Genomic DNA, 16241 nt, shown 5'->3' on the forward strand with positions numbered 1-16241 from the left:
GTCTTGATCGTCCCGGCTTCCTGATGAAGGCATAGTCAGCATCTCATGGATCATTCTCCCATTCCGGTCTCCGACCACCTTTCATTATTGCACAGCCTGCTCGCCGGCTCGGGCGATTGCATCAAGATTCTCGATCTCGACGGCAACCTCATCTACATGACCGAGGCCGGACAGCGTCTGATGGAAGTTACCAACTTCAACGCCATCAAGGGCTGTTCGTGGCCGGATCTTTGGCGGGGCGAGGGTCACGCCGAAGCCAACAAGGCGGTGACCGCTGCCCTTGCCGGGAACACTGGCCGGTTCGAGGGATTCGCGACCACGCTTGCCGGTACACCCAAATGGTGGGACGTCACGGTAACCCTGATACGCGACGCCAACGGCGACTCGGACCGGCTGTTATCGATCTCGCGAGACGTCACCGCGTCGCGACTGGCCAACGATGCATTGCGGGAAAGCGAGGCGCGCTTCAAGACCTTCGCGCAGGCGATGCCGAACCAGATTTGGTCTGCGACACCCGACGGGCAACTCGACTGGTTCAACGATCAGGCGCTCTGCTATAGCGGGCTGAAGTCAGCAGAACTCGTGGGCAACCAATGGATAAGGATAGTCCACACCGAGGACGTCGGACCCGCAGCCGACGCCTGGAGCAAATCGCTGGAGACCGGAGCGCCGTATCAGGTCGAGTTCCGCTTGCAGCGCGCCGATGGCGCCTGGCGCTGGCATCTTGCCCGCGCCTTGCCGATCCGAGACCCGTCCGGCGCGATCACGCGATGGATCGGAACCAACACCGACATCGACGACCGCAAGGTCTCTGAAGCCCACCATCTACTCCTTGCGCGCGAACTCGAACATCGCATGAAGAACACCATGGCGATGGTCGGCGCAATCGCCAGCCAAACGTTTCGCACGGCGGCGACCAAGGAGGAAGCCCGGACGATATTCGACGCCCGCCTTCGCGCGCTCAACCAGGCGCACGACGTGCTGGTCGCGTCGAGCTGGGCGAGCGCGCCGATATCAGTCGTGGTCGAAGGTGCGCTTCAACCGCACAGGACGGCGGAATCCCGCATCGAGATTTCCGGCCCCACGGTCGATCTTACCGCCAAGCAAGCCCTGGCGCTCTCGCTCGCCCTTCACGAGCTTGCAACCAACGCCACGAAATACGGGGCGCTTTCGACGCCGGATGGAACGATTGAAGTCAACTGGGATTATCATCCGTCCAATGAGGGACCGACGCTCGGCTTCCGCTGGCGCGAGTCAGGCGGCCCGCCCGTTTCGCCGCCGTCACGGCGCGGATTCGGTTCCCGTCTGATCGAAAGCGCGCTGTCGTCCGACTTTGGCTGTTCCGTCAAGGTCGATTACCGCCCCGCGGGCGTCATCTGCAGCTTTGAAACTCGACTGGCCAGTTCAACCTGAACCGCCGCACAACCGAAATGAACAGATGTCCTCAGAAGTTACCGGCCGCCCGATTTGCGTCCTCGTCGTTGAGGACGACACCATTTTGCGCCTGCACGCCATAGACATCGTCGAGGAGGCCGGTTTCACGGCCATCGAGGCCGGCAATGCCGACGAAGCCATCGCAATCCTCGAGAAACGCTCCGACATCACCCTGCTGTTCACCGACGTCAACATGCCGGGGTCGATGGATGGACTGAAGCTGGCGCACGCGGTTCACAACCGCTGGCCGCCGATCAAGATCGTGGTGGTCTCCGGCCACCTCCAACTGGAGCAGGACGCCTTGCCTTCGCACAGCCGATTCTTCGGCAAGCCGTTTGAGGCCAGGACGATGGTCACCGAACTGCGAAACATGATCGAAAAATAGCCTGATCCCGCGTGGCACGGCCGCCTCAAGGTTGTGACGGCGCCGCGCGTCCGCTTCGACATGGGTCGCCGCGGCGGCCGGCAAATATTGACATTTCGTCCCGTAATGTCAAAATTGTCAAATGAGCGCCCGATCCCGCATCCTGGACGCTGCGATGCTGGTGTTCCGCCGGCACGGCTTCCGGCGTTCGTCGGTGGAGCAGGCGGCGGATGCCGCCGGCCTGACGCGGCAGGCGCTCTATCACCATTTTGATTCCAAGGAAGCGCTGTTTCGGGCCGTCATCGCCCGGCTGCATGAGGACGCGCTTGCGGCTGAGATCGAGGCAGCCGACGCCGCGGAGAAGGCCGGCGGCAGCCTGGCCGATATCCTCGTCGCTTCGGTGGCGGCCAAGCTTCGGCAACTGGCCGGCTCGCTCGACGGGTCGCCCCATGTCGAGGAGTTGTTCTCGGAGCATTTGCTGCAGGCCCGCGACCTCTACCAGAAGTACGCCGCCTCCCATGCCGAACAGCTCGCCGCGATGATCGCGCGCGTCTGCCGCAAACAGGGCCTTTTGCTCAACGCCGGCCTGACGCCGCACGCCCTGGCGCGGTGCGTCGAGATGGCGATCAACGGCACCAAGTCCGCCTATCCCGCGATGCAGCCGGCCGACGCTTTCCTGAAGGATCTGGAGGTCATGCTGCGCACGCTCGTCGCCGGCGCCGTGAGCCCCGCCAAATCGCCCCGCGCGGCCAAAGCGAAGCCTGCGAGGAACTCCACACTCCTATCCACTCCCCGACCAACCTCCCGCAAATCTGGAGATCGCAGATGAGCACGATGACGATCAACGGCCGGCTCGCTCCCCTCCCCGACGATCCCGACGCATTGCTCATCGACCTGGTGCGGGACGCGCTCGACCTCACCGGCACCAAGCTCGTCTGCGGGGCCGGCGTCTGCGGCGCCTGCACGGTTCTGGTCGACGGCGCGCCGGTCGTGAGCTGCCTGATGCCGGCGCGCGCGGCCGCCGACAGGACGGTCACGACCGTCGAAGGCGTCGGCGCGGCAAGGCTGCATCCGGTACAGAAGGCATTCATGGCGCACGACGCGCTGCAATGCGGTTTCTGTACCCCGGGTTTCATCGTCGAGGCGGCGGCCTTTCACGACGGCTGGCGGGCGGCGAACGGCACGGCCCTGCCCTCGCGCGAACAGATCGGCGAGGCGCTATCGGGGCATCTGTGCCGCTGCGGCGCCTATGACGGCATCTTCCGCGCCGTGGCCGACGCCTGCGCCGGCCGGTTCGACGGCGGTGAAGTCGCCCCGCCGCGCATGGAGGCGCGCGACAAGGTGACGGGTGCGGCGAAATACACCGTCGATATCCGCCACGAAGGCCAGCTCGAGGGCGTGATCCTGCGCTCGCGGCTCGCCCATGCCCGCATCGGGGAATTCGATTTCGCGGCGGCGCGCGCCATCCCCGGCGTGGGCGCGGTGATCTCGCTGATCGGCGACGACCGCATCGTCCGCTTTGTCGGCGATCCCATCGCCGCCGTCGCCGCCAAGGATCGCCGCACCGCGCTCGCCGCCATTGCCGCGATCAAGTTCAGCAGCGAGCGTCTGTCGTCGGCGGTTGGGATGGATCAGGCGCGCAAGCCGGGCGCGCCTGTCGTGTTCGAGAAATCCGCGCGCAAGAAGGCCGGCAACGTCTCCGAGGGCAACGCCGCACCGGCGACGTGGAACGGAAATATCCGCGGACCGTCGGCGGCTTTTTCCAGGAAGCCGAGGAAGGTACGGAGCTGGGTTGACAGCGCGCGCGAGGAAAAGAACCCGTTGCTGGTCGAGGGCGCCTTCCGGACCGGCACCCAGTTGCATGCCTGCCTGGAGCCGCATGCCGCGGTCGCCCGTTTCGACGGCGACCGGCTCACCGTCCATGCCTCGACCCAGTCGGTATTTCACCTGATGGAGCTGATCGCCAAGCGCTACAAGCTCGGCCACGACAAGGTGCGCGTGATTGCCGATCATGTCGGCGGCGGCTTCGGCTCCAAGGCCAGCCTCGGCATGGAAACCATTGCCGCGATCGAACTAGCGCGCGCCGCCAGGGCGCCGGTCCGGGTCGCCTTCGACCGGCACGAGGAGCTTTCGGTGACCGGCTATCGGCCGGCGGCGGAAGTGAAGATCGCGCTGCTGCCCTCCGCGCAGGGCGAACTGAAGGCGCTGTCGCTGGTCGCCCATGCCGACACCGGCGCGGCAATCAATTCGACCATCGCAGCGCTCGCGCGACTGATCTATCCGGCCGACGCTAAGGAACTCGCCGATTTCGACGTCATCAGCAATTTGGCGCCCGGCTCGCCGTTCCGTGGGCCCGGCGGACCGCCGATGGCGTTTGCGCTGGAACAGGCGATCGACGAGGCCGCGCTGCGGATGAACGTCGATCCGATCGCGCTTCGCAAGCGCTGGGACCCCGACCCCAACCGCCAGCGCCTGTACGATTGGGCGCTCGGCCTCGACGTCTGGCGCAACCGCAGGCTGGCGGCCGCGCAGAGCGGGCGCTATCGCCGCGGCGTCGGCGTCGCCACCGGCTACTGGCTTTATCTGTGGCAACCCGGGGTCAAGGTTGAGGTCGCGGTGAAGGGCGGGCGCCTGATCGCCAGCACCGCCACGCAGGATATCGGCACCGGCACCCGCAGCGTGATCGCCAATACCGTCGCGCGCGAGTTCGGCCTGGAACCGCACGAGGTCGAGGTGAGACTAGGCGACTCCGGACTACCGGAAGGGCCGGGTTCGGGTGGCAGCCGGGTCACGGCCTCGGTGGTCCCGCCGATATTGCTGGCCGTCCAGAAGCTGAAAGCCGCGATCGAACAGAACGCCAAGCGAAAGCCCGTCCCCGGCTCCAACGCGCCGTGGCGCGAACTACTCGCCGCCGCGCCCGATCTTTCCGCCTCCGCGGTGCGGCCGGAGGACAGCCGACAAATGGCGCCCGGGATTCGCTCACCGCTGAAGGAAGCGGGCTTCATCGGCATGATCTTCGGCTGGATGATGCGGCGCTTTTCCAATCTGGCGATCGGCGCCGGCGTGCCGAGTTCGGTGCAGGTCGTCGAGGTGGAGGTCGATACCTGGCTCGGCCATGTCCGCGTCGTCCATGTCCACACCGGCATCGCGGTCGGCCAGATCGCCGCCCCGGCGCTGGCGCGAAGCCAGGCGACAGGGGCAGTCATCCAGGGCATCGGCTACGCCCTGCATGAGGCGCGCGAAATCGATTCCCGAACCGGCGATGTCCTCAGCGGCGGGATGGAAGACTACCGCATCCCGGGGATCGCGGACACGCCTGTGATCGAGGTGCATTTCGACGAAGGCGGATTCGACCATGTGCTCGGCGGCAGCGTCGGCATCGGCGAGGTCGCCACGGTGCCGACGTCGCCCGCGATCGCCAATGCGATCTGCAACGCCGCCGGCGCGCGGCTGACCGAGCTGCCGATCCGTCCCGACCTGCTGCTCGCCGCGCTCAAAGGGAGGGCCGCCGCATGACCCCGACTGCCACGACCAGAATCCAGGCCGCCGAATTCCGCGCCGCCGGCACCGACCTCTCCGAGCGGCGGCGCAGCGGCGTCTCGACCGGACCGTTGATCGACATATCGGCCACGCCGGACACGATCGGGATGCACTGGGAAGCCGACGGCCGCTTGCGCATCGGCGCCTTCACCACCATCGCCGCCATCGCCGCTGATGCGCGCCTCGCCGCGGCCTATCCGGGCCTCGCGGCGTCGGCGCTGGGCCTCGCGACGCCGCAGATCCGTCACCTCGCGACGCTTGGCGGCAACCTCGCGCAGCGCTCGCGCTGCTGGTACTACCGCAATCCGCATATCGGCTGTCTCAGGAAGGGCGGATCGGATTGCCCGGCGCGCGAGGGCAACCATCTCTATCACGTCGCCTTCGATCTCGGGCCGTGCGTGGCGCCGCATCCTTCCACCATGGCAGCGGCGCTGCTGGCCTACGACGCCAGGATCGCTACCGACCGGCGAAGCGGGCTGACCATCGGCGACCTGCTGGGCGACGGCGCCAACGGCGCTGCCGACAACGCGCTGGAGCCGGGCGAGATGATCACGAGCGTCGAACTCGCCGCCCCGCTCGGGGGCGAACGCGCGCTGTACCGGCGCGCCATCAGCCGCACCCATGCGGAATGGCCGCTGGTCGAAGTCTGTGCCCGCGCCGTGGTCAGGGACGGCGCCTTCCAGTTCGTCCGCCTCGCCGCCGGCGGCATCGCGCCGGTGCCGCTGCGCCTGGTCGCCGCGGAAAACACGTTGCAGGGCAAGACCGCTTCCGCCGTCGCCATCGCCGTGGCGGCGCAGCAAGCCACGGCGGGCGCCAAGCCGCTGCCGATGACCGGCTACAAGCTCGATCTGCTCAGGGGCGTGGTGCAGGATCTGCTGGAGCGGCTGGCGGCATAGGGCAAGCGACCCTCTTGCATCAATGGTAGATTTTATGTATACTTCTACCATCAGACAGAGGCCACCATGCATCTGAATATCAAGAACGATGAAGCGCATAAGCTTGCGACGGAACTGGCTCGGCTCACCGGCGAGAACCTCACCTCTGCCGTTACTTCGGCGCTGCGCGAACGGCTGGCGCGCGAGCGCCGTCGCCGAAATACCGACGATGTTGCCGCACGGCTGATGAAGATCGGCAACCGGTATGCGGCATTGCCGGACACCGGACGAAATCCGGATGAGATCCTTGGTTACGACGAGCACGGCCTGCCGACGTGATCGTCGTCGACAGTTCAGCGGTCATCGCGATTTTCCGGCAGGAAGACGATGCCATGCATTTCGTCCGGTGTATCGCGACAGACGATGATCCGATCATGTCGGCCGCCGGCATTGTCGAGACTTCGATTGTCCTGCGCGGGTTGAAGCAAATCTCTCCGGCAAGGGCGGAGAGATGGCTCGATGAATTCATCGAAACGGCGGGCATCCGCATCGAACCGGTAACGCTGGAGATGGCGCGCGCCGCCCGCTCAGCTCATCTCCGGTTCGGAAAGGGAACCGGCCATGCCGCGGCGCTGAACTACGGGGATTGCTTTGCATACGGGCTGGCCAAGGAGATGAACGCTCCCTTGCTTTGCAAGGGAAACGATTTTCGCTTGACCGATATTCGTATTGTTTGACGCGCTCCCATCTTCGCTCACTCAATCGCAGCCTTTCCGAGCGAAATGGAAATTCAACGCCATCAATGGTCGTCGAACTCGTCTTCCTCGTTGACGCCGCTGTTGGCCTTGTGCCAGCGCGAAACTGTCTTGCTGCCGCCGAGCGATCCTGTCGGAAACCGTTCGCGCGACGCGTAGGGATGGCGCTGCCCTGCCCGCGCCGCAACCGCCTCGCCGGAGACCGCTTCTGGCCGGCAGATGGTGCGGCCGGAAGCGCGGCGCATCAGGTCGACATGGAGATGGTCCGCGTGGTGCGAGTTGGAGCCCGGCGCCAGCACGGTGTTGAAATGCTGGCAGGCGCTGGCCTGCACGTCGCGCAGAAAGCCCTGCTCTTCCGGCACGCCGCGCCAGCCAGTCTTCACCGAAATGCTGCGCCCGTCGGCGAGCGTAAAGCCCGCGATGTCGAGCGCGTTGCCGAACGCATGCTCGGAAATATGGGCATGCGGGTTGCCGTTCATGCCGCGGCACGAATAGGCCGAGATCTGCCTGATCTCGACCACGCGCGCGCCGAACCAGCGCAGCGCCGCCGGCTGCACGGAATCGGCGAGCCAGCGGTCGAGCGCGGAGACGATCGGGCAAGCCAGCGTCGCCGCCGGCCGCATCGTAACCGGTCCGAACCCGCTGACGGCATTGCCCGGTGCGGGACCGAGCCTCGGCGCCGCCGGCGTCATCGGGGCTGGTGCATAGGGCGCCGCCGGTCCTTGGTAACGATCGCGCGAGGGATGGGACGGCGCGGCACTGTATCCGCCGCCGCGCGGTTCCCGCCATCGCGGCGCGCCATCTTCCGGTAAATCAACGTCGTCCGGCAGGGCGAGGCCGGGCGCGGCGAGCGAAATCGGCCGGTTCGGCTGGCGCAGCGCCGTATCCGGATAGGTTCCTTGTGCGATTGGCGCGGCCGGCACCGCCGTGATCGGCCAGCGCGGCTGGCGTCCGATGTTGCCGGGCGGCCGCAGGCTTTCGTCGGCGAAACCCAGGCCGCCGCCTTCGCCAAGCGCCGCGACCTTGATCGGATACTGCGCGCCGCACACACCGGGTCCTGATATCGGCTCGATCCGGAACCGTTCCGGGCCCTCCTTGACCGCACCGGACTTCAGACATGCGAGTTCGGCCTCGGCACGCCACGGTTCGCGCTCGGCGGACTGAAAGAATCCGCGGCCGCAACCAGCTAGCGCAACGAGGACGAAGGAGCCGACGAGATACAAACGAACTCCGCGCGTCATCGCGGGCACGTTCGACCAATTTATTTAAGGACTCTTCAACGTGTTGTTTTCATGAATCTTTAACCACATCGCCGCGGCCGCGGAACGCTCGGCAGACAAGGATCGACAGCAAGGCTGACTTTTTCCGCGGGGAACGCTTTGCTAGCCTTAATCATTAGTTAGGGACACGACGTGAACCCAAGGGAGCCTTCCCAATGGATTTCGCAAGTCCACTCGTCAGCCGACTGAGCCTCGTTGCAGCCTATCTCTCGTTGGGCTTCGTCGGCGCCATTGTGCTCGGGCTGATCTAGGCCCCGCGGTATTCGAGCCGTCATATAACGCGAGCACGGCCTCGGTGCCTGCCTGCTGTTCAATACCCCGACCACGATGTGGCCGATCGAGCCGACGCCCGCGCTGCCGTGGTTCAGCTTTGCAGGATTGGCCTTTGCGCAGGCGATGAACTCGGCCACGTTGCGCGCTGACGCCTTCGATACCACTGCCAGCATCATCGGCGTCACGCCTTCTTTCGTCGTCTGGAATCCGTAGCGCATCCATCAAAGCAGCTTCGCGGATGGGTGGCACATATGCCCGCGCCCCGCGCCGCGAATGCTTAACGATGTCTTGCTCACCTGGCTTGCAAGCAGCAGCGCAAGCGCACGGTGATGCCTGCTCGCTCCGTCTCCTCACTTTAGTGACTTGTTAAGGATACTATGTCTTGAGCCGCCGTGTTTACCCAGAACACCATACCTTCAACCTAGGCTGTGGGGATCAGCTCTCATGCCGCAAGGTTTTCAATGTTCCAGAGTCTGGCCTCCGTCGCAGATGATTTCAGCAGGGTGCCCCCCCTCGTCGCGATCGTCGTATGTTGCCTCGCGATCGCAGGCTTGATCGGAGCCATTGCGTATCGCCGCCAGCGCAAACAGAATTCATGCCTCGATACGGCCATCAACAACATGTCGCAGGGACTGACGATGTTCGACAAGTCCGGTCGACTGGTCATCTGCAATCGGCGCTACATTGAATTGTATGGCCTCTCTCCCAAGGTGGTCAGGCCGGGCTGCACCGTCAGCCGGCTGGTGGAGCACCGGGTCGAAACGGGCAGCCTTTCCGTAAAGGAGGCGCAAGCCTACGTTGACTATCGACGGAGCGCGATGGCGCAAGACAGGATTGTCAGCAATATCGTCGAATTGCCGGACGGTCGGGCGATCGTGGTCACCCGACGTCCAATGAAGGACGGTGGATGGGTCGCCACGCACGACGACATAACCGCGCGGCGACAAGCGGAAGCCCAGGTCGCTCACCTGGCGCATCACGATGCGTTGACCGGCCTGGCCAATCGTGTCCTGCTGCGCGAAAAGATGGAGACGGAACTCGCGCGCGTTCGACGGGGACAGTATCTCGCCGTCCTCTTTTTCGACCTCGATGATTTCAAGAGCATCAACGACGCGCACGGCCACGCGGTCGGCGACAAGCTATTGAGAGCCGTGGCCGACCGTGCGCAGAGCTGCCTCAGAGAAACGGACACGATTGCGCGTTTTGGAGGCGATGAGTTCGCAATTCTTCAAACCGCGGTCGAGCGACCGTCGGACCCCGCGATCCTCGCCGCGCGAGTTCGGGAAGCGATCGCGCAACCTTTCGACATCGACGGGCATCAGCTTTTTACCGATATCAGCACCGGAATTTCCGTGGCGCCGGATGATGGAACGAATCCGGAGCAGCTGCTCAAGCAGGCGGATCTGGCCATGTATGAGGCCAAGAGCGACGGACGCGGCATGTTCCGCTTCTTCGAGCCGGCGATGAATGCGCGAATCAAGGAGCGGCGCACGCTCGAACTCGATCTGCGAAAGGCGATCGCCGGCGACGGGTTGGAGCTGCACTTCCAGCCGATCCTGGATCTCGAGCGCGACGAAATCAGCAGCTGCGAGGCATTGCTGCGCTGGCATCATCCCGAACGCGGCCCAATATCGCCTGCCGAGTTTATTCCGATCGCTGAAGAAACGGGCCTTATCTCCATGCTTGGCGAATGGATACTGAACAAGGCCTGCTCCGCCGCGGCAAGCTGGCCGGGCGACGTGTCCGTGGCCGTCAACGTTTCGTCGATCCAGTTCAAGAACCATAATTTGGCGCTGAAGGTCATCAACGCTCTTGCCCGATCGGGTCTTTCGCCGCGCCGGCTCGACATCGAGATCACCGAAGGGGTCCTGATGCGGGATGACGAGACCACGCTGGTGACATTACACCAATTACGCGAACTCGGCGTGCGGATCGTGATGGACGATTTCGGTACGGGATACTCCTCGCTGACATATCTGCGGAGCTTCCCCTTCGACAAGATCAAGATCGATCGCTCTTTCATCAAGGATGTTTCGGAGATGGATGATGCCGCCGCCATCGTGCGCGCCATCACCAGCCTCGCGAGCAGCCTCAAGATGAGGACGACGGCCGAAGGCGTCGAAACGCAGGCCCAACTGGCGAAAATTCGCGAGTTGGGATGCACCGAAATGCAAGGTTATCTGTTCAGCCAGCCGAAGGCTGCCGAGGACATCGCCCGGCTGCTGCTGGCGCGCGCGGGCGCGGTGGCCGGCATGGACCGGCTCTTCGCGGGTAGCGGGCGCAGTGACGACAAGCGAGAGAGACATCACACCGGCGCTTCAGGCGCTCGCATGCTTGGTTGAGTTTCGAGATGCTTCCGCGCGCGCTCTTCCCGCAACGAGCAAGCGTCGCAATGGCGCCCAAGATGCGCGGCGTTAGCGATCTGGCAGTGTTAACGGCGAATTGTGGCTCCCGGCTCGCGGGCTTTACCTCAAGCTTATCGCTGTGCCGTAGTTTCACTGCAGTGGCTCAAAAGGAGCCGGGGAAGCTATGATGCCCGAGTCGAAGCTGACGTCCGCGCAGCCGCAGGCCGCCGCAGTGCAGGTGAACGATATGGCGGTGCTCGGGGAACAGATCGAGCGCCTGAAATCCCGTGCCCGCCTGGCGGTCATCTTCGGCGGCGACAAATCCAACTCCGGAGGCGTCGTCTACCAGACGCGCAATACCCGATCCTGGAAAAGCTACGAGGCGGTGGCGCAAGACATCGCCGCATCGCTTCGTCGGCAGGGATTCCATCACGTCGACCTCATGCCCGACGATATGCGTCTCGGTGATCGGCTGCGGCGCCAGGGTATTCACCTGGCCTGGCTCAATACGGGCGGGGTGCAAGGCTACAATCCTGCCGCGCATGCGTCAGCGATGCTGGAGATGATGGGCGTGCCTTATGTGGGGCACGACCCGCTCGCGGCGACCACGCTCGACAACAAGCACTCATTCAAGCGGGAGGCTGTTTGCGCCGGAATCCCGACGCCCGCGTTCACTACCTGGAACATGGCGCGCGGTCCGTTCCGTCCCGACTTGAACAGCCGGTTCGCACGGGCATTTGGCGATTATGCCGGTCCCTTCGTGGTCAAGCCGGTTTCGGGCCGGGCATCGCTGCACGTTCACGTGGTGCCCGATGTTGCAAGTCTGCCCGCTGCCATCGCACAGGTCTATGGCGCCACCGATAATGTCGTGCTGGTGGAACAGTATCTGCCTGGCCGCGAGTACTGCATCGCGGTGGCGGGACCGATCATCGCGCCCGGTGGCCGACTTACGCGTGGCTCTCGTCCATTCACGTTCGCTGCCCTTGAGCGTGTGCTGATGCCGGACGAGCGGATCTTCACGTCGATGGACAATCGCCCGATCACCGATGATCGGCTAAAGCCGGTCGATCCTCGCCGCGACGCGAAGTTGCTGGACGAAATGCGGCGTCTTGGTCACGAGACTTATCTCGAATTCAATCTTGGCTCGCTGATCCGCCTGGATTTGCGCGCCGATGCGAACGGAAAGGTCTTCGTTCTCGAGGCCAACCCCAAGCCGGATCTCAAAAAACCTACCGCGGGCGTCACAAGCCTCGTCTCCGCCGGCCTGTCCGAAGCCGGTATGGAATACGACGATCTCATCCTGTCGCTGCTGGCCGACCGTCTTGACTTCCTGTTCGCTCACCGCCGCGGCGCAGTTGGACATCTGGTCGAGCTCTTGGAGACGCCCAATCTCTTCGATTTCGTGCGGTCGCCGGCGCCGGACGACCCGCAGGCATCCCTTAACGAATTGGCAACAGACCTTAACCTGCTGGCGCTCAACACCTCGATCAACGCGCTAAGGACCGGCAACGAGGCAGTGAACGCCGGCCCGAATCCCCGCGATCAGGCCCCGGATATCAAGATCTTGAAGCGTTCAGTGCCCACCAAGTAGGCCATTAGCGAGGGATTTCGTCATTAACCCGAATTTATGACGTTCCACCTAAAGTTCCAGGCGACTATTCAGGTCCTTTGCGTTTCACCGAGCGACACGGAAACAATGACGATCCCAGCCAGCCAGGCCGAAGCCCATGGGGATGCGTAAGGCAGCGAGGATAACATGTTGGGAGGGAGATTCGGCAGTCGATTGATCGACGGGTTTACGATGTTCATCGTGACCGCCGTTTCGCTTACGCTGCTTCTTTACGTCAGTTACGGGGACAGCAAGCGCACCTACGAGCAGATCCATATCGAAAAGCTCACCGCCCATGGCCGGCTGGTGCAGAATTACATCGAGAAATTCCTGCGGGACGGGCTGCCGCTTCGGCAGTATGCCGGATTCAATACGCTGGCAACGCCGATACTGGAAGGCGAGGACATCGATGTGCTGGCGGTATACGATCAGGCCGGACAGCAGATTTTCGCCGGCATCGACAAAGCGAACCTCAAGCCGCTAGAGCCCCCCAGCGCCATTTCACGCGTGAAGCAGGAGATCGCGGTCGAATATGGCGCAACGCATTATCAGGTCATCATTCCGCTGCGTACCCGGTTCGAAACCGTAGGCAACCTTTTGGTGTCATCGAACACGGAAGTCGTGTCGAAGAAACTGAGCGCTACGTTCCGTCCATTGGTGTATCTGTCCGTTGGACTCGCGGCCGCGTTCGCGGCTGTCGTCGTCTTCGCATTGCCGCTTCTTCCCCGGGCGCGGGTGCCGTGGCTGCAGATCGGCTACACGATAACGTTCGCAGCGATGTCGGTTGCGGTCGTCTTTGCGATCGTTGGACTCTACTACGACGGCGTGCAGGGAAAATCGCGGGCCTCGGTTGTCACGCTGGCGCAGCGCTTGAGCGATATCGTTGAATTCAATTTACATTTCAAGGATTTCGATGGCATGGCGCGCATTTTCAGTGATTACAGACGCCTGAACACTGAGATCAGCGAAGCGGCGCTGGTCGAGAACGATGTCATCCAAATCGACAGCGACCCGACCAAGCTTGGCAAGAAATGGATCTCCGATCCGCAAAATTTCGAGTTCAAGATCGATCTTTCGCGCCCCGATCAGCTGGAGCGGGTTGTGCATCTGATTGTGACGGTGCCAAAGGACGTGGTCGTCGAAAGGGTGGTTCGCAGCGTCAAGAACCTCGCGGCATTGTTCGTCGCGTCGGCGCTACTGGCGGGACTGTTCCTGCAAGTCGCCTCATCGCTGCAACACCTCAGGGCCAGCCAAATCGAACCTGACGCCCCTGAGGCGGACCGGGCATCGGCTGAAGATACGGCATTGATCATGATCAAGCCGATCTTCTTCCTCGCTGTTTTCCTCGACAGTCTGACCTATTCATTTCTTCCGAATTTCATGCAGGACGCGGCGGTTGTTGCTGGCCTGTCCGTCGGTTATGCCTCGATTCCCTTCACGGCCTATTATCTGTGTTTCGCGTTGAGCTTGTTGCCTGCCGGAAATTTCACCGAGCGGTACGGGCCTAAGACGGCGATCCTGGTCGGGTTGCTGCTGGCAACCGCGGGTGTAGCCGGAATGGTCATGCGTGTCGGAATCATCGAACTGACTTTCTTGCGGGGTATCGCGGGGCTGGGACAGGGCATGCTGCTGATCGGCGTGCAGTCCTACATTCTGGCAGTCGCTTCGCCGCAGAAGAAGACGCAGGGCGTTGCCATCATTGTATTTGGATTCCAGGGCGGTCTGATTTCCGGAATGGCGCTCGGCTCCCTGCTGGTGAATTACCTCGAGGCGCAAGGAGTTTTCATGATCTCCGGCGCGATCGGATGCTCCGCCATTTTCTATACCTTGTTGCGCCTGCCAAGTGTCAGCGACCAGGCACGGATCGCCGGAGGATTGGTTGCGGCCGCGCGCCGACTGGTGCACGACATCCGGGACGTCATGTCCGATCGGGAATTCATCGCGACCCTGCTTTGCATCGGCGTACCCGCAAAGGCGATCCTTACCGGAACGATCACCTTTGCGATGCCCTTGCTGCTCGTTCAATATAACTACCGTTCAGAGGACATCGGGCAGCTTATCATGTTGTACGGCCTCGCCGTCATTCTGGCGACGGGTTTTGCTTCGCGTCTGGTGGATCGCACGAGCAACAGCGAGCAGGTGCTGTTCTGGGGGGCCATCCTCAGCGGTGGCGGGCTGATGTTGGTCGGGTTCATGAGTCCGACGCTTGCCGGCAGCGGGCCGTTCGGCACCGGCGCACTGATTGCCGGGACAATCCTCGTCGGCATCGCTCACGGCTTGATTAATGCGCCCGTAGTGACCCACGTCGGCCAGTCAGATCTCGGGAATCGTATCGGCGTGAACCCGGTGACGACGACCTACCGGTTCCTCGAGCGCGCCGGCCATATTGTCGGGCCCCTGGTAATGGCGCAGATCTTCCTGGTCTTTGGGCAGGACGCGATGGTTATCGTATGGATCGGCGTCGGGATCGCCTGCCTCGGACTCGTGTTTATGGCACGCAACCTTGTCCAGCCGCCGGTCCGCAACTTGCCATCGGAGGCCCTGCAATGATTGCCAAGCTTGCTCCGCGACCGCCATTCGTCTTGCGCGGCGTCGTTGCAGCTCTGCTGGCCCTGTCGTTGACGGCGACAGCTGCAGCGGAAAATCAGCCGTTTTCCGCGTGGTTCAAGTACGGCAGCGAGATAGACGCGACCTGGAATGTGGCGGGTGACCCTGCCAGGTCGACCGTGGTGTCAATTCGGCGAAAACTGGCGGAAACACATTCGGCGGAACAGCGCGGCACGGTACGACGGGTCCTGGTGCTCTATCCCCGGTCGTCGTCGGCCTACGATATCGCCATCACAAAGATCCTCAATGTCTTTGAATCGAAGGGCGAGCACGTCGATTTCACCGTGATCAACTTCGAACTGAATCACGTGCGCGGCAAGGAGACGATCCAGTTTGCCGAGAACAACAAGTTCGACCTGATTTTCGCCATGGGGTCGGAGTCGACGGCTTGGCTCTACGACAACTACCGCGGCGGCAAGATTCCCGTAGTATCTGTCTGCTCGAAGGATCCTGTGGAACTCGGGCAGATGAAAAACTACGAAAGCGGCAGCCAAACCAATTTTGCGTTCACCTCGCTCAACATGCCGGTCGAAGTGCAACTTGCCTACATAATGGAGTTCAAGCCAGACCTGAAGAATCTCGCGATTCTCGTCGATAGCAAGAACATCAGCGCTGTTCAGACTCAAGCCGAGCCTGTCGCCGCGCGCGCGCGCAAGCAGGGCATCCAGGTCTTCATGGGCACGGTGCAGAACCCCGCCAAGGCGCACGAGGAACTGGCGCAGATTATCCCTGATGCGGTGCGCACGATGCAAAAGAACGACTTCGATCTGAGCAAGAGCATCTTCCTGATTACCGGCAGCACCACCGTGTTCCGTGAGATCAGAACCATCAATGAAAAGGCCGGCCGGATTCCGGTGGTCAGCATGATTCCAGAGATCGTGAAAGCAGGTCAGGATACGGCCGTTCTCGCGGTTGGCATCAGCTTCGAAAGCAACGCACACCTCGCCGCCGTCTACGGCACCGATATCCTCAGCGGCAGATCCCAAACGGGCCAGCTCAAGGTGGGCATCGTCTCGCCGCCCGACATCGCCATCAGTTTCTTGAAAGCGCGCGAAATCGGACTGCGCGTGCCGTTTAGCTTCTTCGAGACCGCGACGTTCGTCTACGACTATGAAGGTCAGCCGGCGCGCACGGTCGGTCGGAAGTCAAACTAGACGAA

14 protein-coding genes are annotated in these 16241 nt (G+C 63.0%); 12 read left to right on the top strand and 2 right to left on the bottom strand.

Annotated features, from left to right (window positions below; all coding sequences use genetic code 11):
• The first annotated feature begins 45 nt into the window (after positions 1-45).
• The 7 genes from Q0D31_RS09645 to Q0D31_RS09675 all read left to right on the top strand — a co-directional run bounded on the left by Q0D31_RS09645 (position 46) and on the right by Q0D31_RS09675 (position 6950).
• The gene (locus Q0D31_RS09645; protein WP_291849011.1) at positions 46-1413 is read left to right on the top strand and encodes a PAS domain-containing protein; all 1368 of its coding nucleotides are present in this window, start codon (positions 46-48) and stop codon (positions 1411-1413) included.
• Positions 1385-1819, top strand: a complete 435-nt coding sequence (locus tag Q0D31_RS09650; RefSeq protein WP_366518510.1) for a response regulator — start codon at positions 1385-1387, stop codon at positions 1817-1819. Before Q0D31_RS09645 ends, Q0D31_RS09650 begins: the two co-directional genes overlap by 29 nt.
• A gap of 121 nt (positions 1820-1940) precedes the next feature.
• Positions 1941-2627, top strand: coding sequence for a helix-turn-helix domain-containing protein (locus Q0D31_RS09655; RefSeq protein WP_291849014.1), 687 nt, complete (start codon positions 1941-1943; stop codon positions 2625-2627).
• Entirely contained in the window at positions 2624-5314 is a 2691-nt protein-coding gene (locus Q0D31_RS09660; protein WP_291849017.1) for a molybdopterin-dependent oxidoreductase, read from the top strand. The genes Q0D31_RS09655 and Q0D31_RS09660 overlap by 4 nt, the downstream gene beginning before the upstream one ends.
• Positions 5311-6234, top strand: coding sequence for an FAD binding domain-containing protein (locus Q0D31_RS09665; RefSeq protein ID WP_291849021.1), 924 nt, complete (start codon positions 5311-5313; stop codon positions 6232-6234). Before Q0D31_RS09660 ends, Q0D31_RS09665 begins: the two co-directional genes overlap by 4 nt.
• A 66-nt stretch (positions 6235-6300) precedes the next feature.
• The gene (locus Q0D31_RS09670) at positions 6301-6552 is read left to right on the top strand and encodes a type II toxin-antitoxin system VapB family antitoxin (protein WP_291849023.1); all 252 of its coding nucleotides are present in this window, start codon (positions 6301-6303) and stop codon (positions 6550-6552) included.
• A complete protein-coding gene (locus Q0D31_RS09675) occupies positions 6549-6950 on the top strand; it encodes a type II toxin-antitoxin system VapC family toxin (RefSeq protein ID WP_291849026.1) in 402 nt (133 codons plus the stop codon). The genes Q0D31_RS09670 and Q0D31_RS09675 overlap by 4 nt, the downstream gene beginning before the upstream one ends.
• A 62-nt stretch (positions 6951-7012) precedes the next feature.
• Here Q0D31_RS09675 and Q0D31_RS09680 read toward each other — a convergent pair whose 3' ends face one another.
• Both Q0D31_RS09680 and Q0D31_RS09685 read right to left on the bottom strand, forming a co-directional pair.
• Complete coding sequence (locus Q0D31_RS09680) at positions 7013-8209, bottom strand: extensin family protein (protein WP_291849029.1); 1197 nt, start codon at positions 8207-8209, stop codon at positions 7013-7015.
• A gap of 158 nt (positions 8210-8367) precedes the next feature.
• On the bottom strand, positions 8368-8646 hold the full coding sequence (locus tag Q0D31_RS09685) for a hypothetical protein (protein WP_291849203.1): 279 nt from the start codon (positions 8644-8646) through the stop codon (positions 8368-8370).
• On the opposite strand from Q0D31_RS09685, the gene Q0D31_RS09690 reads away from it, so the two are divergent.
• The 5 genes from Q0D31_RS09690 to Q0D31_RS09710 all read left to right on the top strand — a co-directional run bounded on the left by Q0D31_RS09690 (position 8576) and on the right by Q0D31_RS09710 (position 16236).
• Complete coding sequence (locus Q0D31_RS09690; RefSeq protein WP_291849212.1) at positions 8576-8734, top strand: hypothetical protein; 159 nt, start codon at positions 8576-8578, stop codon at positions 8732-8734. The genes Q0D31_RS09685 and Q0D31_RS09690 overlap by 71 nt on opposite strands.
• A gap of 248 nt (positions 8735-8982) precedes the next feature.
• On the top strand, positions 8983-10863 hold the full coding sequence (locus tag Q0D31_RS09695; RefSeq protein WP_291849032.1) for an EAL domain-containing protein: 1881 nt from the start codon (positions 8983-8985) through the stop codon (positions 10861-10863).
• A gap of 190 nt (positions 10864-11053) precedes the next feature.
• Entirely contained in the window at positions 11054-12457 is a 1404-nt protein-coding gene (locus tag Q0D31_RS09700) for a hypothetical protein (protein WP_291849035.1), read from the top strand.
• Positions 12458-12667: 210 nt separating this feature from the next.
• Positions 12668-15025 (top strand): MFS transporter, encoded by a 2358-nt coding sequence (locus tag Q0D31_RS09705; protein ID WP_291849040.1) that lies wholly within the window; start codon positions 12668-12670, stop codon positions 15023-15025.
• Positions 15022-16236 (top strand): hypothetical protein, encoded by a 1215-nt coding sequence (locus Q0D31_RS09710; protein WP_291849043.1) that lies wholly within the window; start codon positions 15022-15024, stop codon positions 16234-16236. Before Q0D31_RS09705 ends, Q0D31_RS09710 begins: the two co-directional genes overlap by 4 nt.
• Positions 16237-16241: the final 5 nt, after the last annotated feature.

This window comes from Bradyrhizobium sp. (assembly GCF_022844465.1).
GTDB lineage: Bacteria > Pseudomonadota > Alphaproteobacteria > Rhizobiales > Xanthobacteraceae > Bradyrhizobium.